The sequence below is a fragment of the Streptomyces hokutonensis genome, from assembly GCF_042751305.1.
GTDB lineage: Bacteria > Actinomycetota > Actinomycetes > Streptomycetales > Streptomycetaceae > Streptomyces > Streptomyces hokutonensis_A.
The window spans coordinates 85,412-110,835 of record NZ_JBHYWD010000010.1; the positions used below are offsets into that span (position 1 = coordinate 85,412).

Annotated in this window: 27 protein-coding genes and 1 pseudogene; 10 read left to right on the forward strand and 18 right to left on the reverse strand. The window is 70.0% G+C overall.

What is annotated here, in order from left to right:
- Window positions 1-47: 47 nt before the first annotated feature.
- The 6 genes and pseudogenes from ACFXC1_RS25970 to ACFXC1_RS25995 form a co-directional block, all read right to left on the reverse strand.
- Window positions 48-1,403 carry a pectate lyase family protein gene (locus tag ACFXC1_RS25970; protein WP_381246249.1) on the reverse strand — a complete coding sequence of 452 codons (1,356 nt, stop codon included), beginning with the start codon at window positions 1,401-1,403 and terminating at the stop codon, window positions 48-50.
- A 147-nt stretch (window positions 1,404-1,550) separates the two neighbouring features.
- A complete protein-coding gene (locus tag ACFXC1_RS25975) occupies window positions 1,551-1,748 on the reverse strand; it encodes a DUF397 domain-containing protein (RefSeq protein WP_381246252.1) in 198 nt (65 codons plus the stop codon).
- Between the two features lie 18 nt (window positions 1,749-1,766).
- Window positions 1,767-1,946: a DUF397 domain-containing protein gene (locus ACFXC1_RS25980; RefSeq protein ID WP_381246255.1), complete on the reverse strand. Its 180-nt coding sequence runs from the start codon at window positions 1,944-1,946 to the stop codon at window positions 1,767-1,769.
- A gap of 16 nt (window positions 1,947-1,962) precedes the next feature.
- Entirely contained in the window at window positions 1,963-2,142 is a 180-nt protein-coding gene (locus ACFXC1_RS25985) for a DUF397 domain-containing protein (protein WP_381246257.1), read from the reverse strand.
- Between the two features lie 3 nt (window positions 2,143-2,145).
- Window positions 2,146-2,694 (reverse strand): DUF5753 domain-containing protein, encoded by a 549-nt coding sequence (locus tag ACFXC1_RS25990; protein ID WP_381246926.1) that lies wholly within the window; start codon window positions 2,692-2,694, stop codon window positions 2,146-2,148.
- A gap of 99 nt (window positions 2,695-2,793) precedes the next feature.
- Window positions 2,794-2,997, reverse strand: a pseudogene (locus ACFXC1_RS25995) (helix-turn-helix domain-containing protein); the annotation flags it as partial.
- 237 nt (window positions 2,998-3,234) lie between these two features.
- On the opposite strand from ACFXC1_RS25995, the gene ACFXC1_RS26000 reads away from it, so the two are divergent.
- The 4 genes from ACFXC1_RS26000 to ACFXC1_RS26015 all read left to right on the forward strand — a co-directional run bounded on the left by ACFXC1_RS26000 (window position 3,235) and on the right by ACFXC1_RS26015 (window position 5,488).
- Window positions 3,235-3,657, forward strand: coding sequence for an ATP-binding protein (locus ACFXC1_RS26000; RefSeq protein ID WP_381246260.1), 423 nt, complete (start codon window positions 3,235-3,237; stop codon window positions 3,655-3,657).
- Window positions 3,658-3,737: 80 nt separating this feature from the next.
- Window positions 3,738-4,367 carry a hypothetical protein gene (locus ACFXC1_RS26005; protein WP_381246263.1) on the forward strand — a complete coding sequence of 210 codons (630 nt, stop codon included), beginning with the start codon at window positions 3,738-3,740 and terminating at the stop codon, window positions 4,365-4,367.
- Between the two features lie 9 nt (window positions 4,368-4,376).
- Entirely contained in the window at window positions 4,377-4,655 is a 279-nt protein-coding gene (locus tag ACFXC1_RS26010) for an RpnC/YadD family protein (RefSeq protein WP_381246266.1), read from the forward strand.
- Window positions 4,656-4,687: 32 nt separating this feature from the next.
- Window positions 4,688-5,488: a hypothetical protein gene (locus ACFXC1_RS26015; protein WP_381246269.1), complete on the forward strand. Its 801-nt coding sequence runs from the start codon at window positions 4,688-4,690 to the stop codon at window positions 5,486-5,488.
- A 10-nt stretch (window positions 5,489-5,498) separates the two neighbouring features.
- On the opposite strand, the gene ACFXC1_RS26020 is transcribed toward ACFXC1_RS26015, so the two are convergent.
- The 3 genes from ACFXC1_RS26020 to aspS all read right to left on the reverse strand — a co-directional run bounded on the left by ACFXC1_RS26020 (window position 5,499) and on the right by aspS (window position 8,863).
- Complete coding sequence (locus ACFXC1_RS26020) at window positions 5,499-5,942, reverse strand: hypothetical protein (RefSeq protein ID WP_381246272.1); 444 nt, start codon at window positions 5,940-5,942, stop codon at window positions 5,499-5,501.
- Window positions 5,943-6,032: 90 nt separating this feature from the next.
- Window positions 6,033-6,977, reverse strand: a complete 945-nt coding sequence (locus tag ACFXC1_RS26025) for an intradiol ring-cleavage dioxygenase (protein ID WP_381246274.1) — start codon at window positions 6,975-6,977, stop codon at window positions 6,033-6,035.
- Window positions 6,978-7,099: 122 nt separating this feature from the next.
- Window positions 7,100-8,863, reverse strand: coding sequence for an aspartate--tRNA ligase (gene aspS, locus ACFXC1_RS26030; protein ID WP_381246277.1), 1,764 nt, complete (start codon window positions 8,861-8,863; stop codon window positions 7,100-7,102).
- A gap of 165 nt (window positions 8,864-9,028) precedes the next feature.
- On the opposite strand from aspS, the gene ACFXC1_RS26035 reads away from it, so the two are divergent.
- Entirely contained in the window at window positions 9,029-11,191 is a 2,163-nt protein-coding gene (locus ACFXC1_RS26035; protein WP_381246280.1) for an ATP-binding SpoIIE family protein phosphatase, read from the forward strand.
- On the opposite strand, the gene ACFXC1_RS26040 is transcribed toward ACFXC1_RS26035, so the two are convergent.
- The 8 genes from ACFXC1_RS26040 to ACFXC1_RS26075 all read right to left on the reverse strand — a co-directional run bounded on the left by ACFXC1_RS26040 (window position 11,143) and on the right by ACFXC1_RS26075 (window position 18,357).
- Entirely contained in the window at window positions 11,143-12,210 is a 1,068-nt protein-coding gene (locus ACFXC1_RS26040; RefSeq protein WP_381246283.1) for an AI-2E family transporter, read from the reverse strand. The genes ACFXC1_RS26035 and ACFXC1_RS26040 overlap by 49 nt on opposite strands.
- 63 nt (window positions 12,211-12,273) lie before the next feature.
- Window positions 12,274-12,666 (reverse strand): peptidase inhibitor family I36 protein, encoded by a 393-nt coding sequence (locus tag ACFXC1_RS26045; protein ID WP_381246286.1) that lies wholly within the window; start codon window positions 12,664-12,666, stop codon window positions 12,274-12,276.
- A 200-nt stretch (window positions 12,667-12,866) separates the two neighbouring features.
- Window positions 12,867-13,838: a pirin family protein gene (locus ACFXC1_RS26050; protein WP_381246289.1), complete on the reverse strand. Its 972-nt coding sequence runs from the start codon at window positions 13,836-13,838 to the stop codon at window positions 12,867-12,869.
- Window positions 13,839-13,968: 130 nt separating this feature from the next.
- Complete coding sequence (locus ACFXC1_RS26055) at window positions 13,969-14,700, reverse strand: tryptophan 2,3-dioxygenase family protein (RefSeq protein WP_381246292.1); 732 nt, start codon at window positions 14,698-14,700, stop codon at window positions 13,969-13,971.
- Window positions 14,697-15,659, reverse strand: a complete 963-nt coding sequence (locus ACFXC1_RS26060; RefSeq protein ID WP_381246294.1) for a diiron oxygenase — start codon at window positions 15,657-15,659, stop codon at window positions 14,697-14,699. The genes ACFXC1_RS26055 and ACFXC1_RS26060 overlap by 4 nt, the downstream gene beginning before the upstream one ends.
- A complete protein-coding gene (locus tag ACFXC1_RS26065) occupies window positions 15,613-16,932 on the reverse strand; it encodes an aminotransferase class I/II-fold pyridoxal phosphate-dependent enzyme (protein ID WP_381246297.1) in 1,320 nt (439 codons plus the stop codon). The genes ACFXC1_RS26060 and ACFXC1_RS26065 overlap by 47 nt, the downstream gene beginning before the upstream one ends.
- Window positions 16,929-17,741, reverse strand: coding sequence for an SDR family NAD(P)-dependent oxidoreductase (locus ACFXC1_RS26070; RefSeq protein WP_381246299.1), 813 nt, complete (start codon window positions 17,739-17,741; stop codon window positions 16,929-16,931). The genes ACFXC1_RS26065 and ACFXC1_RS26070 overlap by 4 nt, the downstream gene beginning before the upstream one ends.
- Before the next feature lie 142 nt (window positions 17,742-17,883).
- Window positions 17,884-18,357, reverse strand: a complete 474-nt coding sequence (locus ACFXC1_RS26075) for an SseB family protein (protein ID WP_019073480.1) — start codon at window positions 18,355-18,357, stop codon at window positions 17,884-17,886.
- 136 nt (window positions 18,358-18,493) lie between these two features.
- Here ACFXC1_RS26075 and ACFXC1_RS26080 point away from each other — a divergent pair, with 136 nt between their 5' ends.
- From ACFXC1_RS26080 to ACFXC1_RS26100, 5 genes are all read left to right on the forward strand, one after another.
- The gene (locus tag ACFXC1_RS26080; RefSeq protein WP_381246302.1) at window positions 18,494-20,320 is read left to right on the forward strand and encodes an acyl-CoA dehydrogenase; all 1,827 of its coding nucleotides are present in this window, start codon (window positions 18,494-18,496) and stop codon (window positions 20,318-20,320) included.
- A gap of 119 nt (window positions 20,321-20,439) precedes the next feature.
- Entirely contained in the window at window positions 20,440-21,735 is a 1,296-nt protein-coding gene (locus ACFXC1_RS26085) for a M18 family aminopeptidase (protein WP_381246305.1), read from the forward strand.
- Window positions 21,736-21,821: 86 nt separating this feature from the next.
- Window positions 21,822-22,049 carry a DUF6458 family protein gene (locus ACFXC1_RS26090; protein ID WP_381246308.1) on the forward strand — a complete coding sequence of 76 codons (228 nt, stop codon included), beginning with the start codon at window positions 21,822-21,824 and terminating at the stop codon, window positions 22,047-22,049.
- 217 nt (window positions 22,050-22,266) lie between these two features.
- Window positions 22,267-23,325: a glycosyltransferase family 2 protein gene (locus ACFXC1_RS26095; RefSeq protein WP_381246311.1), complete on the forward strand. Its 1,059-nt coding sequence runs from the start codon at window positions 22,267-22,269 to the stop codon at window positions 23,323-23,325.
- A gap of 43 nt (window positions 23,326-23,368) precedes the next feature.
- Window positions 23,369-23,533 (forward strand): hypothetical protein, encoded by a 165-nt coding sequence (locus ACFXC1_RS26100; RefSeq protein WP_019055237.1) that lies wholly within the window; start codon window positions 23,369-23,371, stop codon window positions 23,531-23,533.
- Window positions 23,534-23,556: 23 nt separating this feature from the next.
- Here the strand turns inward: ACFXC1_RS26100 and ACFXC1_RS26105 are convergent, their stop codons facing one another.
- Window positions 23,557-25,413, reverse strand: a complete 1,857-nt coding sequence (locus ACFXC1_RS26105) for an NHL domain-containing thioredoxin family protein (protein WP_381246314.1) — start codon at window positions 25,411-25,413, stop codon at window positions 23,557-23,559.
- Between the last annotated feature and the right edge of the window lie 11 nt (window positions 25,414-25,424).

Sequence of the window (25,424 nt, forward strand, 5' to 3'; positions counted from 1 at the left end):
CAACTTCCTCACGCCAGCAGGGTAGTTGCGGCTCAGGAGCGCGACCGCTACTTGAGCACCCCGGCCCCGGTCGTGGTGGCGAGCTCCGTCGGCAGGTTCTTCGCGGAGGTCTCCAGCCCGGCCTTGAGGGTCGGGGTCCAGTTCACGGTGGTCTTCAGCTTCTTGGAGTTGGCGGCGTTGTAGGCGGCGACGAGGTTGGTCGCCGTGCCGTTGACGAGGTTGCCGCTGCCCGCGATCGAGCCCGTCCCGTCACCGCTGAACAGCTTGCTGAGCTTCTGACTCGCGGACGTCTTCCAGTAGTTGTCCTCGGCGACGACCTGGGCCTTGGCCCGCGAGTTGACGCTGTACAGGAGGTCGTACCCGTTGAGGTTCGTGGTGTCGTAGTAGTTGTTGTAGATGTGGATCTGCCCGATCCGGGCCAGCGGCGCCCGCTGCACGATGCCCTTCCACACGTTGTGGTGGATGGAGACGCGCAGCTTGCCGACGCTGTCGGAGTCGCTGCTGCCGATCAGCATCGTCTTGTCGTGGTTGGTGAACTGGTTGCGCTCGACGGTCACCAGGTCCGAGCCCTTGGTGATGTCGAGGTCGCCGTCGTGGATCTGGTACTGGCGCCCGTAGTACGTCGGGTCGGAGGTGTCGAGCCCCGGCGCGTCGGTGAACGTGTTGTGGTCGGCCCAGACATGCGTGGCACCGCGCAGCGTCACGGCGTCGTACTGCGAGTTCCAGTTCCCGCTGTCTCCGTCCGTCGGGTCCCACTGCGGGAAGCAGTCCTGGGTGGCGGCGAAGGTCAGGTTGCGGACGATGACGTTGTCCACCTTCTGGATCTGCAGCATGCCGCCGGTGATCCCGGCGTGGGTACCGGGCACGCCCACGACGGTCGTGTTCGCGGGCACCCGGAAGATGACGTTCTTCGCCTGCTTGGCCTGGGCGGCGGCCCGCGCCTTCTCCTGCGTGCCGGAGGGCAGCTTTGAGCGGCCGTAGGTGGAGGGGTTGAAGGCCTTGAGGTAGGCGGACAGCGAGTAGCCCGTGCCGGAGGAGTAGTCCGCGCAGGTCAGCTTCTTGCCGGAGCCGTCGGTGTTGGCGTCGATCGTGCCCTTGATCTTCACGATCCGGGGCGTGGTGTCACTGACCGACCCCAGCGCCTTCACGAGCTGCGCGCGGGTGCTGACGGTGAAGGTGTGCGCGGCATCGGCCTTCGCGCCGCCCTTGGTACCGGTCCCGGACGAGGCCCAGCCGTCCTTGGCGGCGAGGGTCTGGTGGTACAGGTCGACGCTGGTGCCGGCGGCGTTCGCGTTCAGCACGAGGAACCCGGCACCGATGCCTGCGGCGGCTACGGCAGCGGTGACGACGACGGTGCGGCGCTTGCGGAGGGAGCGGCGGTGCGAGGCAGAAGGCGTGGCCACGGGGGAGTCCTTTGGTGCGGCGAGGGGTTACGACTCCTCAGTTGCCGTGGGGATCAAAAAAGGTTGCCGCGGTTGTGAAGAATTTCGGGGCGGGGAGTGCCCATCCCAGGGGGCACCTGAGAAAGTGTGTCGCTTTACGGGAGAGTGTCACGCTTTATAAAGGGCGGTGTGCTGCCGCCCGTGCAGACGACGGAGGAGGGCGGCGAGCCCGCGTGCGGTGACCGGGAGTGTTCGGGTGGGGTCGTCGCTTTCGCGGGGGAGCAACTCGCCTTCGCTATAGGCAAGTTCCACGCACGAGGAACCATCCGAGCCGCTGGAGAGGGTCGACTTCTGCCACTGGATCACGTCTTCCAGCCCCTTGCGCTATCGCGGGTCGGCTCCGAGGTGGCGCAGGAGTCCGGCGAGCCCGGTCGATGTGAGGGGGAGTATTCGGGTGGGGTAGTCGCTCTCGCGGAGCAGCAACTCACGTTCGCTACAGGCAAGTTCCACACACTCATTGCCCGCCGCGCCACCGGAGTACGTGGACTTCTGCCACTGGATCACGCCTACAACTCCTTCGCTATCGCGGGTCGGCTCCGAGATGGCGCAGGAGCCCAGCCAGACCGGCCGACGTGAGGGCAAGTATTCGGGTGGGGTCATCGCTCTCGCGGAGCAGCAACGAGACGTCACCACAGGCGAGTTCCACGCACGAGTTGCCGTCAGCGCCACCAGAGAACGACGACTTCTGCCACTCGGTCACGACTCACAGCTCCTTCAGCAGGCGGTGGATGAACTCCGTGGACCGATTCGGGTCCAGCGAAGCCCCCTCCACCCTACGGAAGAGCGTTCGCATCGAAGCGAGTTGGGCAGCGGCATCAACGAAGGCTGAGCCGTACGGCATGTCCCTGTGGACGGTGTCCAGCGCCGGGACGGGGCCGCCCGCGTAGATCAGTGCGGTGCTCGCCCCGCCGAACCCATCCACGTCGAAAGGAATCACGCGGACCGTGACATTGGAACGCTCCGTCAAGCGCAGGACTTCGTCGAGCTGAGCCCGAGCCACCCGGCGGTCGGCAACACGTGTGCGCAGCACAGACTCATGCAGAACCGCCGTGTACGGGACCGCCCCTTCTCGCGTGAGCGCCACCCGCCGACACCCGCGATGTTCTACCCTCGGCTCCAGCTCGCTCTCCGGAAGATCCGGACGCCAGTAGGCGAATACGGCTCGGGCGTAGTCCTCGGTCTGAAGCACACCGGGAACATGCGCGGTGGCGATCTCCTGGATGAACGTGGCGTGATGCTCCAGTTCCGCCAAGTCCAGGAAAGGTGGGGGCAACACACCCCGGTACCGCTCCCACCATCCTCGCGTCCGGTCCATGGCCATCCCCGCCAGAGCCTCGATCAACTCCGTGTCGGTGCAGGCATAGTGAGCAGCGAGCCTGCGCACTCGCTCGCCGGTGATACCCGCGTTGCCCGCCTCGAACTGACTCATCTGAGCCGGGGCCACACTCAGCAACCCCGCCGCCTCTCGGGACGACAGGCCGGCCGTCTCACGCAGTTTCCTCAGCTCAGCGCCGAGTCGCAGTTGGCGAGCAGTCGGCTGAATCCTGGCTGGCATACGGCTCCAAGTCCCCAACTGTCCAAGCTTCGAACGGGGTTGAAGGTCCCCAATCGGGTGTCAGATTACTCGAACGACTTGCGGGCGCCAAATATTTAGCCCTACCGTCAGTGACGCGCCGCACACCCTGCGGAACACCGGGACCCCGGAAGCGCACCGCCCCGCCATGCCATGCCGGCCGCGACAAGCCACCGCCCGCAGACCCGCAACTCCCCCTCCCTGACCAGGGGTTCACGCATGCCCGAACCCGAAGAACCAGCCGCACCCTGGGAATACACCCTCACCATCCCCCACGACCTCCGCGCCGTCACCGTCAGCCGCCGCACCCTCCGCCTGATCCTGACGATGCACGGCCTGATCGGCCTCGTCGACACCGCCGAACTCCTGGCAACCGAGCCGATCTCCAACGCCGTACGCCACACGAAAGGCCCCGCGATCCTCCGGATCACCTGGAAACCCGGCACCCTCCGCCTCGGCGCCTGGGACACGGACCCCGAACCCCCGGAACCACCAAGGGAGTTGGCCCATCACCTGGACCTGGAAGACGGCCGAGGCCTGGCCCTGGTCAAGACATGCGCCGACCTCTGGGGCCGGCAGCCGCTGTCCACGAACGGCAGCAAGGGCAAGTACGTCTGGTGCGAACTGGCCACGGCGGCCTGAACGTTCCTTCGCCCATCGAAAGAGTGAACGTCACCCATTCGACCGGACATCCCCGTCCTTGATCCACCCAGGTTGCGCACATGGTCACATCAACCCACGAGGCGACCCACCGGCTCTTCCAGGAGCATCCGGAGGCCCTCACCCTCGTCTTCGAATCCCTGGGCATCCCGCCGCCCGCGAAGTCGGACTTCGGCTCGATCACACCCGACGCGACCGAAATCCGGCCCCTGGAGCGCCGCGTGGACACGGTGCTCAAGTTCGAGCCCGCCATGGGCGAGAGCTTCCTGCTCGCCATCGAGTCCCAGACCAAGAAGGACCCGGACAAGGCGAAGAGCTGGGCCTACTACGCGGCCCACCTCAGCGCGAAGTACGACATGCCGGTGCTGCTGGTGGCCGTATGCCGGGACCGGTTGACGGCGAAGTGGGCAGCCGGTCCCTTCGAGTGCGCCGTCGGTCGGTGGTCGACCCAGGTCACACGCCCGTTCGTGCTGGGACCGGGCACTGTCCCGGTGATCACCGACGAGTCGACGGTAACCCGGCAACCGGCGCTGGCAGTGCTCTCGGCGATGGTTCATAGCGATGACCGCAGGGCGCCCGCCATACTGGAAGCGATGGTTCGTGGCCTCCTGTCGTTCGATCCGGACACCACGGCGTACTGGTTCGAGGTTCTGGAAGTCGGCCTGGAGAACACTCCGGCCAAGGAGAAATAGAGAGAGCTGATGTCGAACGTCATCACCCACTTCCCGGGCCACGGGACGATCTACGAGGAGAGGTACCTGGAGGGCAAGGCCGAAGGCAAAACGGAGGGCAGGGCCGAGGAGGGCGCCTCGTTCATCCTGCGCGTGCTGGAGAAGCGCGGAATCCCCGTCCCCGAAGACATCCGTGACCGCATCACCTCCTGCACCGACCTCGACACCCTCACCCTCTGGTTCGACCGTTCCCTGACCGCCTCCACCGCGGAAGAGCTGTTCGTCGAGGACAGCGCGGACCAGGTCTGATCAATCCCGGTCGGGCGCATAGGCTCCACCCCATGCCCGAACTCCCCAGCCTTCACGAAGCCACCGTCGACGCCATCGTCGGACGTGTCGGTGGTGCGACGTTGCCCTTCCAGGAGGCCGCCTGTCGGGAGGGGAGTCACGCGACGCTCTTCTGGTTCAACGAACTCGTGGAGAGCACTCCGGACGGTGACGTGGTCCGGCAGTACCTCGTGACGGCCGGGGAACCCACCCGGGGGGTCGAGTTCGCCGAGGTGACCATACGGCCGACCCTGTGCGACCCTGCCCCGAGCGCCGAGAAACTCATCCTCACCGACTTCGCCGAGGGCTGGACCCACCTGGGCGACCTGGGCGTCGCGATGATGCCCTCTGCCGGGCTGCACACCTACGCCGACCGCAAGGGCTGGCGCTGGAACACCGACGAGATAACCGACGGCATCGCCGCCCGCGACGAGGACATCGCACGGATCGGCGCCGAACCCGTCGTGGCGTACGTTCTCGGTCATGACGTCGGTCCGGACGACGGCGCCCGTAATCAGGCCGTGGTGGTCGGCAAGGTCGCCCGCGCGGGCGACGGAACCATCCGCTGGGGCGGCAGACTTCCCCAAGGGTGCCTGGGTGCCCCGGTGTTCATGTCCGTCCTCCTCAGCGGCGACAGCTTCAAACTGGTCTGCGTGGGAGTCGCGCTGCCGCCCGACGGTCGCGACTTCGGCCACCACCCCGTGGCCACGTTCGATGCCGTACGGCGGGCCCTGGACGCCCTCGATTCCGAGACCCTGGCGGCCACCTCCGAAACCCCGCCCCGCAGACGCCGCTGGTGGCAGCGCCGTAACTGACCGGTTCCTCTCACACCGCTACGACCGCTCCCAGTGCCGCACGGGCCGTAGCGATATGGGCAAGCCCTTCCTTGGCCACCTGTGTCGCCCGCGCGTATTCATCCGCCTTGTGGGCCGCGGACAGTTGGGCGCCGGCCGCCCGGTGGCATTCCGCGGCGGCCGTCAGCGCGCGCGTCGCCGTTTCGCCCGCGCCCGCCCAGAGCCTCGCCTCGGGGACGGACAGGCTCGCGCCGAGCCGCAGTACCCAGCCGCTGGCCTCGACCTCGGCGTCCAGGTCGGACAGGGCCCGCGGCCGGTGGGAGCGGCGCTGCGCGACGACGGCGAACGCCGCCCCGGCTGTCAACAGCATTGCGAGTACGACGTATCCCATCGCTTCCTCCCGGCCTTCACGGTCCACGGGCCGGGCGGTTCCGGCCTCGTACGTCCATGACACGCCCTGCCTCTGTGCAGGCACATCGATATTCCTGTGTGTCCGCTGCGAGGTTTCCATGGTGGGGTGGCGTGTGGGGCGTACGAGGCCGGTGTTGTCGTCGTAGCCCAGTCGTCAGCCCGTCGTGGCCGACGGCGACGGCGACGCCGAAGTCGATGGGGCCGGTCCGCCTCCGCCGCCCTCCCCGTCGTTCGTCTCGTCCGGGTCCACCGCCAGCGTCAGACGCGCGTGTACGCCCCGGCCGATGTGGCGTCGGTCGTACTTGAGGTAGAGCAGGCCGCCCTCGTGGCCGTTCTGCGGGTAGATGCCGTCCTCGGTGAGGGTCGTGCGGGTCGCCGTGTTGGAGACGTAGGGTTCCAGGACCGCCGTCGCGAGGACCGACTTCTCGTCGAAGAAGAGCTGGCCCGTGTGGCAGGTGTGGCCGCCCTCGTAGCCCGCGTCCGTCCACTCGCCGTCGACATGGACCTTGACGTGGATGTGGACACAGCGGCCCTGGTACCAGCCGGGGAACACCGTCTTGAAGGTGACCTGGCCGTGCCGGTCCGTGTGCCAGGTGCCGCGCAGGAAGCGGTCGTCGTCGGTCGGTTCCTGGTGGCCTCCGCCGCCACCGGGCGGCGGGCCGCCCGTCGGGGTGCCGGTCGGAGTGTCGGTCGGGGTGCCCGACGGCGGCGCCCCCGTGGGGGCCGGGCCGCCGCCCCCGCCCGCCTCGTAGCCGGAGTAGACGCCGGTCGCGTTGCAGTGCCAGATGTCCACGGCCGCGTTCCGCAGCGGTCTGCACGTGTCGGCGTCGATCACCTTCAGGGCCAGGGTGAGCGGGATGCCCTCCTGGTCCTCCGTCACATCACGGCGGATCTTGTCGGCGTCGATGTAGTACGGGCCCTCGACCAGCTCCGAGGTGAGCGTGTAGCAGGCGTCCTGGGGAGCCTCCTCCGGCGCCGCCGAGGCGTTCGCCGTGAGGGCTCCGGCAGCGCCCACCGCCGTCACCGCCACGCCCCCGGCCACCAGGACCGTACGGCGCGCCAACTGTCCTCTGTCTTCCGGTACTTGGGAATCCGTCATGGCCCGGAAGGTAGAGGTAAGAAACATGACATGAACATGAGAATGCGCTGTGAATCCCGTAGGCAGGCGAAAGGGCTCGAAACCGATCCCGGTTCCGAGCCCCAACTCCCGCCAAATGCCTACTACTTCGGCTGCGGCTTCCGCACCGAAAGGTGCAGCTCCCGCAGTCGCGTCTCGTCCAGCTCCGTCGGCGCGCCCATCATCAGGTCCTGGGCGTTGCCGTTGAGCGGGAAGGAGATCGTCTCGCGGATGTTCGGCTCCTCCGCGAGCAGCATCACGATGCGGTCGACGCCGGGGGCGATCCCGCCGTGCGGCGGGGCGCCGAAGCGGAACGCGCGCAGCATGCCGGCGAACTGCTCCTCGACGGTCTCACGGTCGTAGCCCGCGATCTCGAAGGCCTTGAGCATGATGTCGGGCTCGTGGTTCCGGATCGCGCCGGAGGAGAGCTCGACGCCGTTGCAGACGATGTCGTACTGCCAGCCCAGGATGTCCAGCGGGTCCTGGGTCTCCAGGGCCTCCAGACCGCCCTGGGGCATCGAGAACGGGTTGTGCGAGAAGTCGATCTTCCCGGTCTCCTCGTCCTTCTCGTACATCGGGAAGTCGACGATCCAGCAGAAGCGGAAGACGCCTTCCTCGAAGTGGCCGGCACGCTTGGCCGCCTCGACGCGGACCGCGCCCATGATCTTCGAGACCTCTTCGAACTCGCCCGCGCCGAAGAAGACCGCGTGGCCGGCGGCCAGCGACAGGCGCTTCGTGAGCTCCGCGACGTTCTCCTCCGTCAGGAACTTCGCGATCGGGCCGGTCAGCGAGCCGTCCTCGGTCACGCGGACCCAGGCCAGGCCCTTCGCGCCGAGGGTGACCGCGAAGTCGCCGAGCTGGTCGAAGAACTTGCGGGGTTGGGCCGAGACGTCCGGCACCGCGAGCGCGCGCACGTGCTTGCCGGCGAAGGCCTTGAACTCGGAGCCCTCGAAGATGTCGGTGATGTCGGTGAGTTCGAGCTTGGCGCGCAGGTCCGGCTTGTCGGAGCCGTACTTCAGCATCGACTCGCGGAACGGGATGCGCGGGAAGGGCGAGGTGACCTCCTGGCCGCCGCCGAACTCCGTGAACAGCTCGGTCATGAGCTTCTCGATCGGCTGGAAGACGTCTTCCTGCTCGACGAAGCTCATCTCGACGTCGAGCTGGTAGAACTCGCCCGGCGAGCGGTCCGCGCGGGCGTCCTCGTCGCGGAAGCAGGGCGCGATCTGGAAGTAGCGGTCGAAGCCGGAGATCATCAGCAGCTGCTTGAACTGCTGGGGCGCCTGCGGGAGGGCGTAGAACTTGCCCGGGTTCAGGCGGGACGGGACCACGAAGTCGCGCGCGCCCTCGGGGGAGGTCGCGGAGAGGATCGGGGTGGCCATCTCGTTGAAGCCGAGGGCGACCATCTTCGAGCGGATCGAGGCGATCACCGAGGACCGCAGCATGATGTTGCGGTGCATGCGCTCGCGGCGCAGGTCCAGGAAGCGGTACTCCAGGCGCCGCTCCTCGTTGACCCCGTCCTCGGTGTTGATCGTGAAGGGGAGCGGGGCGGCGGCGCCGAGCAGCTCGACCTCGCCGACCTCGACCTCGATCTCACCGGTGGGCAGGTCCGGGTTCACGTTGTCCGTGCCCCGGGAGACCACCTTGCCGTCGACGCGGACCGTCGACTCCTTGGTGACCTTGTCGAGGGCCTCGTACGCGGGCGTGCCGGGGCGGGCGACGAGCTGCGTGATGCCGTAGTGATCGCGCAGATCGATGAAGAGGATGCCGCCCAGGTCGCGCCGATTGTGCAGCCAGCCACTCAGCCGGACGTCGGTACCGACGTCAGAGGAGCGGAGCTCGCCGCAGGTGTGGGACCTGTACCGATGCATCGTCGTTCATCCAGCCTTCGCGGATCGGGGAGTGTTTCACGTGAAACGTCCAGGGCCGGAGCCCGGACGTCCCAAGGGTACCGGCCACCCATAGATCGCCTCCCCACCATTAACCCCGGACCCCATCGGTGGCACTTACCGATCTCCTCTTCTTAGAGTGGGGCAATGCGCACTGGTGAGCCCCTGCCCGCCGTGGGGGAGGTACTCGCCGCCCTCGCGACCGGTCTGTGGCATTGGGACACCGCCTCGGGCCTGGTCACGGTGGACGCCGAGGCCGCACGGCTGCTCGGGCTGCCCGCCGAGCCGACCACCCTCACGGAGGCCCAGACCCGGGCGCGACTTCACCCCGTCGACTGGAACGAGATCGCCGGGGTCGTCGGCCTGGCCGTCGCCGAGGGCACCCTCGCCGAGGTCCGGATCCGGATCATGGACGTCCGGGGCCGGGTGATCCGTACCGTCCGCAGCCGTTCCAAGCCGTCCTACGACCCCGAGAGCCGGTCCTTCGAGCTGATCGGCACCCTCCAGGAGGTCACCGAGCCCACGCCGGGCACACCCGCCGGGCGGACGGCGGTCACCGGTGACTGGCGGCGGTCCCGCGAGGCGTTCCTGCTGGACGCGGGCCGGGCGCTCGCGGAGGCGCGGTCCACGGCGGAGGTGCTGCGGGTCGCGGCGGGCCTGTCGATGCCGGGATTCTCACCGGACGGCCTCGCCGTGTTCGGGGTGTCGGGCGACCGGCTCACGATCATCGGGCACCACGGCCATCAGCCCGGCGACGAGGACCCGTTCTCGCACATGTCCCTCGTGACCGACTACCCGGCCGCCGAGGTCGTCCGGACCGGCCGTGCCGTCTATCTGTCCACGCCCGAGCAGTACAAGGAGCGCTACCCGGTCACCTGGCCGCTCGCCCAGCGCTTCCACCGGCAGTCCTGGGCGTTCCTGCCGCTGACCGTCGCCGGGCGCACCATGGGCGCCTGGATGGCCGGCTTCACCTACCCCGTCGCCTTCACACCGGACGAGCGGTCCGTGCTCACCACGGTCGCCCGGATGCTCGCCCAGGCCCTGTCCCGGGCCGGTGTCGCCGAGTCCGAGCGGGAGCTGACCGACGGACTCCAGCGCTCGATGCTTCCCACGCTGGGCCCGGAGATCCCGGGCATGAGCGTCGCCGCCCGTTACATACCGACCGGCGGCGGCCTCCAGGTCGGCGGCGACTGGTACGACATGATCCCGCTGCCTGGGGGTCCCCCCTCTGGGGGAGGGCGGATCGCGCTCGTCATCGGCGACGTACAGGGGCACGACGTGCGCGCCGCCGGGCTGATGGGCCAGCTCCGCATCGCCCTGCGCGCCTACGCCTCCGAGGGGCACCGCCCGGACGCCGTGCTCTCGCGCGCCTCCCGCTTCCTGCACGGCATCACCAACGGCGACCCCAAGACGGCCGACCCGCGCTTCGCGACCTGCCTGTACGTCGAGGCCGACCCGGAGACCGGCGTCCTGGAGATCGCCCGGGCCGGCCATCCCGACCCCGCGATACGCATGGCGGACGGGACGGTGCTGATGCGGCCCACGGCCGGCGGACTGCCGCTCGGCATCGACCCGGACGCCGACTATCCGACGACCACGCTCGCCCTGGAACCCGGCGAGACCATGCTGATCTGCACCGACGGGCTGATCGAGACCGGCGGCCACGACCTGGAGACGGGCTGGAAGCGCATCCGGACCATCCTGGAGGAGCACAAGGGCGACCTGGAGGAACTGGCCGACGCGCTCGTCCAGGCCGTGCACGGCCCCTCCTCGCACCACACCACCGGCCCCCTCGCCGACCGCCGCGAGGACGACATCGCCGTGCTCCTGCTGTCCCGGGAGGGCGAGAACTGCGGCTGCGGCGACACGGTGACCGAGGCGCCGAGGATCCGCCGTACGGTCCTCACGGTCGCGCAGGCCGAGCCCGAGCGGATCGCGGTGGCCCGTCAGCAGCTGCGCGAACTCCTCCACGACTGGACCGACGACGACCAGGTCGACTCCGCGGTGCTGCTCGTCTCCGAGATGCTCACCAACGTCCTCGTGCACACCGACGCCGACGCCCTGCTGACCGCCGAGGTGGCCGGCGAGCCCGGTGAGCGGCGGATGCGGGTCGAGGTCACGGACGCCGGCGACGACCTCCCGCACAAACGGCACCCCGGTGAACTGGCGTCCTCCGGGCGCGGGTTGCTGCTGATCGAGCTGCTCGCCGAGACCTGGGGCGTGGACCCGAGGGGCGAGGGCAAGAGCATCTGGTTCGAGCTCTACGAGTCCGACGGCGACGGCTCCGCGACGGGGTCCGCCGTGCCGTAGCGCGCCCGCAGTTCGTGGACGACGCCGAAGACGGCGGCGGTCAGCGGGACCGCGAGCAGCATGCCGAGGACGCCGGCCACGGAGGCTCCGGCGGTGATCGCGATCATCACGACCGCCGGGTGCATCTGCACGGTCCGGCTCTGGATCACCGGCTGCAGGACGTGTCCCTCCAGGACCTGCACCGCGACGACGATCCCGAGGACCCACAGCGCGATGACGGCGCCCCGGTCGGCGAGCGCGACCAGCACGGCGACCGCGCCGGACAGGAACGCGCCGAGGTAGGGGACGTACGCGCCGAGGAAGACCAGTGCGGCCAGGCCGACCGCCCCGGGCACGTCCAGCACGAGCAGGCCGATGCCGATGCAGGTGGCGTCGATGAGGGCGATCACGGTGGTCCCGCGCATGAAGCCCTCGACGCCCTCGAAGGCCCGGCGGGCCATGGCCTCGACGAGGTCGGCGCTGCCGTGCGGGGCGAACGAGCGCAGCAGTCCGGTGGCGAGGTGCGAGTCGCGCAGGAAGAAGAAGACGAGCAGCAGCGCCAGTACGGCCATGGCGATCGCCTCACCCACGACGCTGACCCCGCTGATCACGTTGGAGGCCGCCGTCCCGCCGAACTTGGTGAGCAGCTCCTTGGCGTTGGAGGCGACGTCGTCGAGCGAGGTCCCGGCGGCCCCGAAGTGGTCGGCGACGGAGTTCGCCGCGTCCTTGAGCGAGGACACGATCTGGTCCCCGGTGTCGATCAGCGCGGCCACGACGATGTAGACGGCTCCGCCGACCGCGGCGACGACCGCGACACAGGTGATGGCCGCGGCCACGGACCGGTTGACCCCGGCCTTCACCAGCCGCCGGTACAGCGGCCCGAGGAGCGCGGTGCCGAGCAGCGCGAGCAGCACGGGCGTGACGGCCGTCTTGAACTCCACACAGAGCCGGATCCCGACGTAGACGACCCCGGAGACGAGCAGGACCACGGCGCACCAGGCGGCGAGCCGTCGTACGGGGTCCGGGAGCAGCTGCTGCACGGTCCCAGCCGAACACGCGGAAGGCGGGCCGTCCCGTGGGAACGGCCCGCCCGGGTGACGGACTCAGCAGGTGGGGCCGACCGCGTCGATCCGCGTGCCGAAGTTGGTGTCGTAGGCCTGGGCGTAGTCGCCGGAGAGGACCGGCCGCTTCTCCTGCGGGCTCCAGTCGATGAAGCACGCGTTGGCGTCGGCCTTGAAGGAGTAGACGTGGTCGTGCAGGTTGGACGGCATGTCGCGGTACCCGGAGGCGGGGCTCCAGCGCCAGGGGGTGCCCGAGTAGTTCTTGTCGTGCCAGAAGCAGATCTCCCCCGCCCCGCAGTTCTCGTCCGCGCGGTGCGGCGCGGCGCTCGCGGCCTGTTGGGTGGAGGGGGTACGGGCCTGGGTGGGGTTCGCAGCGCCGGTCAGGGCGAGACAGGTGGCTGCCATGGTGACGGCCAGACTCATGCGGATACGCACGGGTGAGTTCCTTGCGTTCGACGTCCACTTTCAGGCCGTCCCTTTCCATGAGCTGGACCTTCATGCCCCGGCCGGGTCCGGCTCACCCGGACGGAGGACCCGGACCGGCCGCCGACCCGCATGCCGAAGCCCCGTCCGGACAGGGACGGGGCTTCGGTAAGTTCCGCTCTACGAAGGCTCTATGAAGGCTCTACGAAGGCTTACAGGCCGCCCTCGCTCATGCCGTGCACGGCGGGGATGGTGCCCAGCCGGCCCTTCTGGAAGTCCTCGAAGGCCTGCTGGAGTTCCTCGCGGGTGTTCATGACGAACGGTCCGTAGTGCGCCATCGGCTCCCGGATCGGCTGCCCGCCGAGGATGACGACCTCCATGTCCGGGGTGTGGGAGTCCTGCTGCTCGTCCGCGCGGACGGTCAGCGAGGAGCCGGTGCCGAAGACGGCGGTCTGGCCCAGGTGGATCGGGCGGCGGTCGGCGCCGACCGAGCCCTTGCCCGCCATGACGTAGACGAGGCCGTTGAAGTCCTCGCGCCAGGGCAGGGTCAGCTCCGCGCCCGGGGCCACGGTGGCGTGCACCATCGTGATCGGGGTGTGCGTGATGCCGGGACCCTGGTGGCCGTCCAGCTCACCGGCGATGACGCGCAGCAGCGCGCCGCCGTCGGGGGTGGTGAGGAGCTGCACCTGTCCGCCGCGGATGTCCTGGTAGCGCGGGGCCATCATCTTGTCCTTGGCCGGGAGGTTCACCCACAGCTGGAGCCCGTGGAAGAGCCCGCCGGACACGACGAGGGACTCCGGCGGCGCCTCGATGTGCAGCAGGCCCGCGCCCGCCGTCATCCACTGGGTGTCGCCGTTGGTGATGGTGCCGCCGCCGCCGTTGGAGTCCTGGTGGTCGAAGACGCCGTCGATGATGTAGGTGACGGTCTCGAAGCCGCGGTGCGGGTGCCAGGGGGTGCCCTTGGGCTCGCCCGGCGCGTACTCCACCTCGCCCATCTGGTCCATCATGATGAACGGGTCGAGGTGACGGTAGTTGATCCCGGCGAACGCGCGGCGCACCGGGAAGCCCTCACCCTCGAAACCGCTGGGTGCGGTCGTGACGGTGAGCACGGGACGTGCCACGGCGTCGGCCGGCGCGGCCACGCGGGGCAGGGTCAGCGGGTTCTCTACGGTCACTGCAGGCATGTCGGGACCTCCTTGTGCGTCGAGTTTAGTTGAGCGTTGAACTTTCTGCTACCCCACAACAGAAGAAGCCCGGAGGACATTCCCTCCGGACTTCCGCCCGACCCGCCCGCAAAGCGGTCACATCAGGGGCTCACAGCACGGCGCCCCGAGCCTCCCACAGCTCCGGGAAGAACCGTTCCCCGGTGCGCTCCCGCAGATACGCGGCCCCCGAACTGCCCGCCGTACCACGACCCTTGCCGATCTGCCGCTCCACGACCAGGACGTGCCGGGCCCGCCACAGCGCCCAGCCCTCGTCGTGGCCGAGCAGCGCGTCCGCGAGTTCCCCGAGCGGGCCCTCGCCCCGGAAGGCCGCGGCCCGGTCCGCGCGCGGGAGGCCCGCGAGCGCCGCGAGGAACCCGTCCCACAGCGTCGGCTCCAGGAGCCGCCGGTCCAGCCGGGCCCGCTCGGCCGCCGTCAGCCAGCGCATCGAGCGGGTGCGGTGGTCCCGGCGCGCCGAGAGCGCCTCGATCTCGTGGAACTGCGCGGACTGCCCGCCGCTGGCCGTGCCGAGCGCACCGCGGAACGCCTCGAAGTCGCCCGGCGCCATGGTGTCCAGCAGGGCCAGCGCGTCGAGCAGCGCCCGCTCGATCTCCCGGCAGCGGCGCAGCCGTCGTACCGCTACGGCGTTCTCGCCCGCCAGCATCCGGTCGCGGGCGTCCGTGAGCTCGACGAGGAGCTGCTTGAACCAGAGTTCGTGCACCTGGTGGACGGTGATGAACAGATGCTCGTCGTGGGCGGCGGCGGCCTGGGGGAGCTGCTGGCCGAGGAGTTGGGGGAGCCGCAGGTAGGTGCCGTAGGTGAGGCTGGTCGTGGTCGGGTTCACGGGGTCTCCTCGATGCCGTGGCCGTCGCCGAGGCCGTGGGCCGCGAAGTGCTCGCGGGCGCCCGGGAGTTCGAAGACGCCGACGGCCGCGCAGAGTCGTAGCGTCGAGCGGGCGGTGTCGTTCAGGCGGCGGGGGTCCGGGCCGGGCGCGCAGCAGTCGTCGGCGACGCGGCGGGCGGTGTCGGGGTCGAGGCCGGCCAGCCGCAGGGAGGCGCGGACGGGGGCGAGGTCCCAGGTCAGGGCGGCCCGGATCAGTTCGGGCAGGGCGCGGGCGGCGGCCGTTCGGTCGGCGGTGGACAGGTGGGTCCACAGCTCCCGGAAGAGGGCGGAGAAGAAACGGTGGTGGCGGCCCTCGTCCCGGGCGTGGTCGCGCAGCAGGTCACGGACCACGCCGACCACGGACGGGTCGCCCGGCACCTCGTTCAGCACGGCCGTGATCAGCGTCTCGAACACCACCGCCTGGAGGAGCCCGGCGAGCGCGGGCGCGCCGGGCAGCGCGCGGTGCGCGGACGCCCGCAGCCGCTCGACGAAACCGCCGTAGTCCTGGTCCGGTATCGCGATGCCGGTGACGGCGGCGATCTGGTCGGCCAGGTCGAGGCTGTAGAGGGCGTGGTAGCCCTCGTCGCAGTAGACCTTGAAGGCGTCCGGGCGCAGCGCGGCGGGCAGGTCGAGTCCGGTACGGCCGTTGGCCACGGCCTCGGCGGCCGTGTTGACGACCCGGGTCTCCAGGTGGGTCGTCGACAGCAGGAACTGGTAGAGGTGCCGCACGGTCAGCTCGCGCAGCCGCTCGGGCGGCAGTTCCCGTACGGCCTCGTGGCGGGCGTACGGCACCAGGGCGGCCGGGAAGAAGACCCGGCCGCGCTCGGTCTCCTCGTGGAACATGCGGCGCACGCCGGTGCGGACGCCGGCCTGCTCATACCAGCGGTCGAGCGGGCCCGGTGGTGTGTCGTGGGTCGTCACGGCGTGCTCCTTTCTCGGCCTTCCCGGTGAGCAGGCGGCCGAGGCGGGTCAGGGCCTCCTCCACGAGGGCCGCGTCGAGCGAGTGGCAGACGCGGAACCAGCCGGGGCGGGGGGCGTGGAAGGCCTCGCCGGGCAGGATGCTGACGTGGGTGCGGTCGAGGATCTCCCGCCACAGCGCGCGTTCGCCGGCGAAGCCGGGGCGGGGCAGGTGGGCGCCCAGGTCGGCCCAGATCGAGCAGCCCGCCTGCGCTGGGGCGTACGGGATGCCGAAGGCGTCGAGCAGGGCCGCGGCCCGGGCGTACGAGGCGCCGAGGCGACGGCTGTTCTCGGCGAGGAACGCGTGCACCCGGGCGGGATCGGCGAGGAGGGTGGTGAGGTGGGCCTGGGTGTGGGTGGAGACGGGGGCGAAGTAGGCGAGGGCGCGGGCGGCGGCGCGGATCTCCGGGTCGGTGGTGTGCAGGACGCCCGCCTTGAAGCCGGGCAGCCCGAAGTCCTTCGCGAACCCCCACACGGTGTGCACGCGGGCGGGATCGGCGGCGACCGTGCGCAAGCCGGTGAAGGGGCGCGGGCCGAACACCGAGCCCGCGTAGATCTCGTCCGCTACGACGTCCACGCCGTGGTGGGCCGCGACCTCCGCCAACTCCCGCAGCTGCGCGGGCGGGTGGACCTCTCCGGTCGGGTTGGCCGGGGACGCCAGCGCCACGGCCCGTACGTCCACGCCGTCGCGCCGCGCCTCGGCGAGCGTCCGGTCGACGGCGCGTACGGAGAGCCCGTGGCCGTCCTCGTCGTCCGGCGGGGCGAGGAGCAGCCGGGCGCCCGAGCGGCCCCCGAGGTCCGTGTCGAAGGCGCCGTAGCAGGGCGTGGGCACGACGATCGCGTCGCCCGGGTCGCACAGCGCGGTGGCGACGACGTCGAGGGCCGCGGTCGCCCCGGCCACCACGACCAGGTCCTCGGGGTCGACGGGGCGCTCCCCCGGGGCGGTGAGGTGCCGCGCGAGGTGCGCGCGCAGCTCCGGGGTGCCGTGCAGGGGCGCGTAACGGGTGTCGCGGGCCGTCAGCGGGCGCGGCGGCCCGGTGTGCAGATCCTGGACGAGCCGGTTCTCCGCGGTACCGAGATTGAGCCAGCCGTCGGGCCGCAGCCGGGGGTGGTACGGCAACGCCTCCGCCCGGAAGTGCGCCTCCGCGATGGCGGGCGAACCGGCGACCAGACGGGCGGCCTGCCGGGAGACCTGGGAAGTCGCGGCCTGTCGGGAGACCGGGGAAGTCGACTTCACCTCTCCACCCCCGCCCCCTCCGCCACCCCGCCCAGCAGACCCGGCCGTACCCCCAGCCCCATCGACGCGTCGAGCACCGCTCCGTGGAGGAGGGCGGCGAGGGGGCCGGTCAGGTGCCAGATCAGGTCGGCGATTTCCGTGGGGGCGATCAGGCGGCCTCGGGGCAGGGTGGATTCCAGGGTGGCGCGTTCCTGTGGGGTGAGGCCGGACAGGGTGCTGGCCTCGAACATGGGGGTGTCCACCGCGCCGGGGCAGACGGCGACGACGTCGACGGGGTCGTGGACCAGCTCGGCGGCCAGGTGGCGGGTGAGGTAGGCGAGGGCGGCCTTGCTCATGCCGTCCGCGATCCGGAAGCCGGGGAACTGCGCGACGCCCCCGCCGACACTGGCCACGTTGACGATCGTGCCGCGCCCGCGCGCCCGCATCCCCGGCAGCAGCTGCTCGGTGAGCCAGAGCGGCCCGACCGCGTTGATCTGCAGGAACGCCGCGTCTTGGGTGTGGCCGGGCCCGGGGACGTACTGCTCGACGGTCTTCGAGCCGACCGCCGCGTTGTTGACGAGTACGTCGACCGGTCCGGGCAGTTCCGCGACCAGGCGCTCGTGGTCGGCCCACTCGCCCTGGCGGAACTCGAAGGCCCGCGCCGGGTGCGGGCAGGTGCCGGCCAGTTCGGCGACCAGCCGGGCCGCGCGCTCCCGCCCCGAGTGGTACGTGAACCAGACGTGGTCCCCGCCCCGCGCGAACCGCCGCGCGCAGGCCCGCCCGATCCCCGCCGAGCCGCCTGTGATGAGTACGTTCCGTGCCGCCGCCATGCGGGCCCCCGTCGGTGTGCCGCGTCCGCTGTCTGACGGACCCGCACACTTCCAGCCATCCGGGGCGCGCCCCCGCAACACCGGGAACCCCGCCGACATCTCGTCGGATCGGGCCCCGGACTTCAGCGACTAGGCCGGCCGCTCAGCCGTACATCCTGCGCATCGCGAACTCCACCATCTGCTCGACCGCCTTCGCGTCGAACACCATGCGGTGCTCGCCCTCCATGTCGACGACGAAGCCGTAGCCCGTCGGGAGCAGGTCGATCACCTCGGCGCCGGTGATCACGAAGTACTTGGACTCCTTGCCGGCGTAGCGGCGGAGTTCCTTGAGCGAGGTGAACATCGGGATCACCGGCTGCTGGGTGTTGTGGAGGGCGAGGAAGCCCGGGTTGTCGCCGCGCGGACAGTAGACCTTGGAGGTCGCGAAGACCTGCTGGAAGTCCTCGGCGGCCATCTGCCCGGTGGTGAAGGCGCGTACCGCGTCCGCGAGCGAGGGCGGGGACGGCTCGGGGTAGAGCGGTGGCTGCTGGCCGTAGCCGCCCACGCCACCGGCCATCTGCTGCTGGGGCGGGACGTACCCCTGCTGAGCGCCCACGTTCTGGTCGTAGCCGTACATGCCCGCAAGAGTACTGAGTCACAGATGGACGGCTTGGGGTTGCGTCTTATTACCGACGGGTAGCATCATCGTAGCTACTGCTTAGTACGAGTCAGCACGAGTCTCGTTGTACATATCTTTCTACGGAGTCGTCGCCATGGGGCACTACAAGTCGAATCTCCGCGACATCGAGTTCAACCTCTTCGAGGTCCTCGGGCGCGACAAGCTGTACGGCACCGGTCCGTTCGCGGAGATGGACACGGACACCGCCAAGAGCGTCCTGGAGGAGCTGACCCGGCTCGCGGAGAACGAGCTCGCGGAGTCCTTCGCCGACGCCGACCGCAACCCGCCGGTCTTCGACCCCGAGACGAACACCGCGCCCGTGCCGGCGTCCTTCAAGAAGAGCTACAAGGCCTTCATGGAGTCCGAGTACTGGCGGCTGGGCCTGCCCGAGGCCATCGGCGGTACGACGGCTCCCCCGTCCCTGATCTGGTCGTACGCCGAGTTGATCCTGGGCGCGAACCCGGCCGTGTGGATGTACTCCTCCGGTCCGGCCTTCGCCGGGATCCTCTACGACGAGGGCAACGACGTACAGAAGAAGATCGCGCAGCTCGCGGTGGAGCGGACCTGGGGTTCGACCATGGTGCTGACCGAGCCCGACGCGGGTTCCGATGTCGGCGCGGGCCGTACGAAGGCGATCCAGCAGGAGGACGGCTCCTGGCACATCGAGGGCGTCAAGCGGTTCATCACGTCCGGTGAGCACGACATGGAGGAGAACATCCTCCACTACGTGCTCGCGCGGCCGGAGGGCCACGGCCCGGGCACCAAGGGGCTCTCCCTCTTCCTCGTGCCGAAGTTCCTCTTCGACGTCGAGACCGGCGAGCTGGGCGAGCGCAACGGCGTCTACGCCACCAACGTCGAGCACAAGATGGGCCTCAAGGCCTCCAACACCTGCGAGATGACCTTCGGCGACCGGCACCCCGCCAAGGGCTGGCTGATCGGCGACAAGCACGACGGCATCCGCCAGATGTTCCGGATCATCGAGTTCGCCCGCATGATGGTCGGCACGAAGGCCATCTCGACGCTGTCGACCGGCTACCTCAACGCTCTCGAGTACGCCTTGGAGCGCGTCCAGGGTCCCGACCTCGCGGCCTTCGGCGACAAGACCGCGCCCAAGGTCACCATCACGCACCACCCGGACGTGCGCCGCTCGCTGATCACGCAGAAGGCGTACGCCGAGGGCATGCGCGCCCTGGTCCTCTACACCGCCTCGATCCAGGACGCGATCGCCGTCAAGGAGGCCAACGGCGAGGACGCGAAGGCCGAGCACGCGCTCAACGACCTGCTCCTGCCGATCGTCAAGGGCTACGGCTCCGAGAAGGGCTACGAGCAGCTCGCCCAGTCGCTGCAGACCTTCGGCGGCTCCGGGTTCCTCCAGGAGTACCCGATCGAGCAGTACATCCGGGACGCCAAGATCGACACCCTCTACGAGGGCACCACCGCGATCCAGGGCCAGGACTTCTTCTTCCGGAAGATCGTCCGCAACCAGGGCGCGGCCCTCAACTCCCTCGCCGAGGACATCAAGAAGTTCCTCGCGCTGGGCACGGGCGGCGAGGAACTGTCCGGCGCCCGCGAGCACCTCGCCAAGGCGGCCGTCGAGCTGGAGGCCATCGTCGGCCTGATGCTGACCGACCTCGCGGCGACCGAGCAGGACGTCAAGAACATCTACAAGGTGGGCCTCAACACCACCCGCCTGCTGCTCGCCTCCGGTGACGTCGTCGTCGGCTACCTGCTCCTCAAGGGTGCCGCCGTCGCCGTGGAGAAACTGGAGACGGCCTCGGCCAAGGACCGTGCCTTCTACACCGGCAAGATCGCGGCTGCGAAGTTCTTCGCGGCCAATGTGCTGCCCGGTCTCACCCTGGCCCGCAAGGTCGCCGAGGGTGTCGAACTGGACCTGATGGAACTGGACGAAGCCGCCTTCTAGCCAGCGGGAAACCCGTTCCGGGACAGACCGGAACAGCTTCGCGAAACCCCACATCGCCCTTGCGAGGGCCCGCTCCCATCACCCGGAGTGGGCCCTCGCACGTCGTTAAGGTGAACCCCATGAGCGAACCCCCCCGCTTCGACCGCGGCCACACCGACGACCTCATGTCCTTCCTCGCGGCGTCCCCCACGCCGTACCACGCCGTGGCGAACACCGCCGAGCGGCTGGAGAAGGCCGGATTCAGGCAGGTCGCCGAGACGGACGCCTGGGAGGGGACGACCGGCGGCAAGTACGTGCTCCGCGGCGGCGCGATCGTGGCCTGGTTCGTCCCCGAAGGTGCGGCACCCCACACCCCCTTCCGCATCATCGGCGCGCACACCGACTCCCCGAACCTGCGGGTCAAGCCGCGCCCCGACACCGGTGCGCACGGCTTCCGCCAGGTCGCCGTCGAGATCTACGGCGGACCGCTGCTCAACTCCTGGCTCGACCGCGACCTCGGCCTCGCCGGCCGGCTGAGCCTGCGGGACGGCTCGACCCGCCTGGTGAACGTGGACCGGCCGCTGCTCAGAGTGCCCCAACTCGCCATCCACCTGGACCGGTCCGTGTCGTCGGAGGGGCTCAAGCTGGACAAGCAGCGCCACCTCCAGCCGATCTGGGGCCTCGCCGACGACGTCCGCGACGGCGACCTCATCGCCTTCCTGGAGGAGGAGTCGGGGCTCGCGCCGGGCGAGGTCACCGGCTGGGACCTGATGACGCACTCCGTCGAGGCGCCCTCCTACCTGGGCCGCGACCAGGAGTTCGTCGCGGGCCCGCGCATGGACAACCTGCTGTCCCTGCACGCCGGAGCCGGGGCGCTCGCCTCCGCCGCCGCCCGCGAGAACCTGCCGTACATTCCCGTCCTCGCCGGCTTCGACCACGAGGAGAACGGCTCGCAGTCCGACACGGGCGCGGACGGGCCGCTGCTCGGCGGGGTGCTGGAGCGTTCGGTGTTCGCGCGCGGCGGGTCGTACGAGGACCGGGCACGCGCCTTCGCCGGGACCGTCTGCCTGTCCTCCGACACGGGTCACGCCGTGCACCCCAACTACGCGGAGCGGCACGACCCGACGCACCACCCGCGCGTCAACGGCGGGCCGATCCTCAAGGTCAACGTCAACAACCGCTACGCCACGGACGGTTCGGGCCGCGCGGTGTTCGCCGCCGCCTGCGACAAGGCCGGTGTTCCCTTCCAGACCTTCGTCTCCAACAACTCCATGCCCTGCGGCACGACGATCGGCCCGATCACCGCGGCCCGGCACGGCATCAAGACCGTCGACATCGGCGTGGCGATCCTCTCCATGCACAGCGCCCGCGAACTCTGCGGCGACCGCGACCCGTTCCTGCTGGCCAACGCCCTGGTGGCGTTTCTGGAGGGCTGACAACCGCCTTGTGGCGCATGGGTGTTGCCGCCCCGGGTACCCGGTGGCGGACCGGGCCGACCGGACCGGACAGGGAGGCGACACTCATGGGCCTGGGCGGCTGCATCATCCTCATCGCCGTCGGCGCGATTCTGACCTTCGCGACCGACTGGCACATGCAAGGGGTCAATCTCGACGTGGTCGGCGTGATCCTCATGGTCGTCGGGGTGATCGGCGTCGTGACGTTCAGCAGCCTGGCCCGGCGCCGGCGCGTGGTGATTCCGGGCCGGACGACCATCGTCGAGGACGACGAGTCGCGCGGCTACCGCGGCTGATCCCGGGCCCGAGGCAGGGCTTCGGCGGCTGATACGGGGGCGTAACCCACACACGGACCGAATCACCCGCACAGGACATCCAAAGACAACCGTGAGCAATTCGTGACGCCAGTCGTATTGTGGGGTTGTGTGAACCTCGTGAAGACTCTGTGCAGTTGAGGACCCGGGGAGAGGCAGCCCCGGGTCCGCCGCACGATCGTCACAGGGAGCCGCTGCCGTGCCCGAACCACGGCTGGTGGTGCTGATACCGGCCCACAACGAAGCCGAGCGCATCGGTGCCGCGATCGAGGGCTTGTGGCGGCAAACCCGTAAACCCGACCTGATCGTCGTCGTCACCGACAACTGCACCGACGACACGGCCGAGGTCGCCGCCTCGCACGGCGCGGACATCTTCGCCACCCAGGGCAACACCCACAAGAAGGCCGGCGCCCTCAACCAGGCCATCGACTGGGTCCTGCCCCACCTCGACGAACGCGACCTCCTCCTCGTCCAGGACGCGGACACCGTCCTCAACCCCTGGTTCAGCGAGACCGCCATGGCCACCTTCAACCGCAAGGTCGGCGCCGTCGGCGGAGTCTTCTACGGCGAGCAGGGCGGCGGCCTCCTCGGACTGCTCCAGCGCATGGAGTTCCAGCGCTACGCCTGGGAGTTGGACCGTACCGGCGGCAAGGCCCAGGTCCTCACCGGCACCGGCACCATGTTCCGCGCCCGCGTCCTGCGCGAGGTCCGCGAAGCCCGCCACTCGGGGCGGATCGGCGGCGGCGACGGCTACTACAGCCTCGCCTCCCTCACCGAGGACGACGAGATGACCAAGGCGGTCAAGACCCTCGGCTACCGCGCCATGTCCCCGGCGGGCTGCGCGGTCACCACCGAGGTCATGACCAGCCTCCCCAAACTCTGGCACCAGCGCCTGCGCTGGCAGCGCGGCGCCCTGGAGAACCTCCGCGACTACGGCTGGACCAAGGTCACCGCCCGCTACTTCCTCCAGCAGTTCCTGATGGGCTTCGGCGCGCTGTCCTTCCTGATCTACCTGACCTTCATGGCCACGTACACGACGATGTACGGCTTCCCCGGCCTCTCCCCGCTCTGGACCGCGATCGGCCTGATCTTCGTGGTCGAGAAGACCGTCTCCGTCCGCCGCGCCGGGCCTCTCGCGGTCCTGGTCGCCGCGCTGATGATCCCGGAGATGCTCTACGACCTCTTCCAGCACGCCGTCTACTTCACCTCGCTGTGGGGACTGCTCCGCCGCAGCGAGGAGAAGTGGGTGGCCACCTAGCCCACCCCCTACGCAACCGCACATCCCGCAAGGAGAAATATTCATGTACGGACGAGTTGTCGGCGCCGGCACGACCGGCGCCGGTGGCGCCACGCTGGCCGCGACCGGCCTGTGGCTGAACAGCATGGCGATGATGGTCGCGGCGACCACGCTGGTCGCGGCCGGGATGGCGCTGTACAAGCTGGCGCCGCGGGCGCGTCGCCGTTAAGGCGTTGCCGGTGGTCCCCCGTTTCAGGCGTTCTGGCTGCGCTGGTCGTTCAGGTCGTCCATGCCTGCCAGAACGAGGGGGAGACGGTCCGCCCCGCCCTCGGTGAGGCGGACCGGGACGCCCCAGTCCTGCTGGTGGACGTGGCAGGCGGGGTATTCGTTGGCCGGGTCGTCGTCGCACGAGGCGGCCATCGCGGAGACGTGCAACACGCCTTCCGCGACAGCCTTGTTGAGGGTCAGGGTGCGGTTCAGGTCCGTGCCCGGGCCTTCGCCGTCCACGAGCAGTTCGGGCGGGGTGGCGGAGACGAGGAGCCGGGTCGAGGGGCCGTAGCGGGTGTCGAGCTTCTGGCCGGCCGGGGCCTGGAAGATGACATCCAACTTCACTTCACCCGGGGCGACTTCGGTGGCAGCGCGCCGGGTGCGATGGGCGACGGACTCGACCCGCACCGCCTCCTCCGGGAGGCGCAACCGGGTCAGCCGGTGCCGTGCCGACTCGACGACCAGGATCTCGTCACCGACGAGCACGGCATCACTCGGCTCTCTCAAATCCGTGGCCAGCGTGGTCACTTCGCCGGTCGCGGGGTCGTAGCGGCGCAGGGCGTGGTTGTACGTGTCGCTGATCGCGACCGAGCCGTCCGGGAGCGCGGTGACGCCCAACGGGTGCTGGAGCAGGGCCTGTTCGGCGGTCCCGTCACGATGCCCGAAGTCGAAGAGACCTGTACCGACGGCGGTGTGCACGGCCCCATCGGGGTCCACCCAGCGCAGGGCGGACGTCTCGGAGTCGGCCAGCCACAGCCGGTCGGCGGTCGCGGCGAGCCCGGAGGGCTGCGCGAACCAGGCCTCGGGGCCGGGGCCGTCGACGAGCCCTTCGTTAGTGGTGCCGGCGGTGACAGCCACGGTTTCGGTGGCCGGGTCGTAGGCCCAGAGTTGATGCACACCGGCCATGGCGATCCACAGCTTGCCCTGCCACCAGGCCACGTCCCAGGGGGAGGAGAGGCTGACCTCGCGGGCGGGGCCGGACGTGGGCTCGCCCTGCATCCACTGGCGACCGGTACCGGCGAGGGTCGTGACGGTGCCGGTGGTGAGGTCGAGCCGTCGTAGCGCGTGGTTCACGGTGTCGGCGACCACGACGGAGCCGTCGTCGAGGAGGGCGAGTCCCTGGGGTTCGTTGAAGGTGGCGGAGTCGGCCGGACCGTCGTGCAGGCCGCGCGCCCCGGAACCGATCCGCCGTACGACGCCCTCCCCGTCCGGCGCCAGCTCGACCAGTTGGTGCCGGGTGGTGTCGCTGACGAGGAAGCTCCCGGACGGCAGGGCCAACGCCTTGCCCGGGAAGCGCAGCACCGTCGGCTCCGGCTCCGGTGCCACGTACGGTCCGTCCCCGCGTCGCAGCGTCCCCTTCGCCGCGTGCTCGGTCTCCAGCTCCGCGACCAGGCGCTCGATGGCGTGCGCGTGGCCCTCGCCCGCGTGCTGCGCGACGACGTACCCCTCCGGGTCGATCACGACGAGCGTCGGCCACGCCCGCACCGCGTACTGCTTCCAGGTGGCCAACTCCGGGTCGTCCAGCACCGGGTGCTCGACGCCGTACCGCTCGACCGCGTCCACGACCGCCTGGTGCTCGGCCTCGTGCACGAACTTCGGCGAGTGCACGCCGATGATCACGACCGTGTCCCGGTGCTTCTCCTCCAACTCCCGCAGCTCATCGAGGACATGCAGGCAGTTGATGCAGCAGAAGGTCCAGAAGTCCAGGATGACGATGCGTCCCCGCAGGTCGGCGAGGGTGTACTCCTTGCCGCCCGTGTTCAGCCAGCCGCCCTTGCCGGTGAGCTGGGGGGCGCGGACACGGGCGCGTCGGGGAGTCGGGGTCGCGGATGCATCGGTCATGGATCAAGACT

What these genes read in the sequence shown, in the direction of transcription:
- ACFXC1_RS26000 (WP_381246260.1), top strand. Translation starts at nt 3,235, where the DNA reads ATGCCCGAACCCGAAGAACCAGCCGCACCCTGGGAATACACCCTCACC.
- ACFXC1_RS26005 (WP_381246263.1), top strand. Translation starts at nt 3,738, where the DNA reads ATGGTCACATCAACCCACGAGGCGACCCACCGGCTCTTCCAGGAGCAT.
- ACFXC1_RS26010 (WP_381246266.1), top strand. Translation starts at nt 4,377, where the DNA reads ATGTCGAACGTCATCACCCACTTCCCGGGCCACGGGACGATCTACGAG.
- ACFXC1_RS26015 (WP_381246269.1), top strand. Translation starts at nt 4,688, where the DNA reads ATGCCCGAACTCCCCAGCCTTCACGAAGCCACCGTCGACGCCATCGTC.
- ACFXC1_RS26025 (WP_381246274.1), bottom strand. Translation starts at nt 6,977, where the DNA reads ATGACGGATTCCCAAGTACCGGAAGACAGAGGACAGTTGGCGCGCCGT.
- aspS (WP_381246277.1), bottom strand. Translation starts at nt 8,863, where the DNA reads ATGCATCGGTACAGGTCCCACACCTGCGGCGAGCTCCGCTCCTCTGAC.
- ACFXC1_RS26035 (WP_381246280.1), top strand. Translation starts at nt 9,029, where the DNA reads ATGCGCACTGGTGAGCCCCTGCCCGCCGTGGGGGAGGTACTCGCCGCC.
- ACFXC1_RS26050 (WP_381246289.1), bottom strand. Translation starts at nt 13,838, where the DNA reads ATGCCTGCAGTGACCGTAGAGAACCCGCTGACCCTGCCCCGCGTGGCC.
- ACFXC1_RS26070 (WP_381246299.1), bottom strand. Translation starts at nt 17,741, where the DNA reads ATGGCGGCGGCACGGAACGTACTCATCACAGGCGGCTCGGCGGGGATC.
- ACFXC1_RS26075 (WP_019073480.1), bottom strand. Translation starts at nt 18,357, where the DNA reads ATGTACGGCTACGACCAGAACGTGGGCGCTCAGCAGGGGTACGTCCCG.
- ACFXC1_RS26080 (WP_381246302.1), top strand. Translation starts at nt 18,494, where the DNA reads ATGGGGCACTACAAGTCGAATCTCCGCGACATCGAGTTCAACCTCTTC.
- ACFXC1_RS26085 (WP_381246305.1), top strand. Translation starts at nt 20,440, where the DNA reads ATGAGCGAACCCCCCCGCTTCGACCGCGGCCACACCGACGACCTCATG.
- ACFXC1_RS26090 (WP_381246308.1), top strand. Translation starts at nt 21,822, where the DNA reads ATGGGCCTGGGCGGCTGCATCATCCTCATCGCCGTCGGCGCGATTCTG.
- ACFXC1_RS26100 (WP_019055237.1), top strand. Translation starts at nt 23,369, where the DNA reads ATGTACGGACGAGTTGTCGGCGCCGGCACGACCGGCGCCGGTGGCGCC.
- ACFXC1_RS26105 (WP_381246314.1), bottom strand. Translation starts at nt 25,413, where the DNA reads ATGACCGATGCATCCGCGACCCCGACTCCCCGACGCGCCCGTGTCCGC.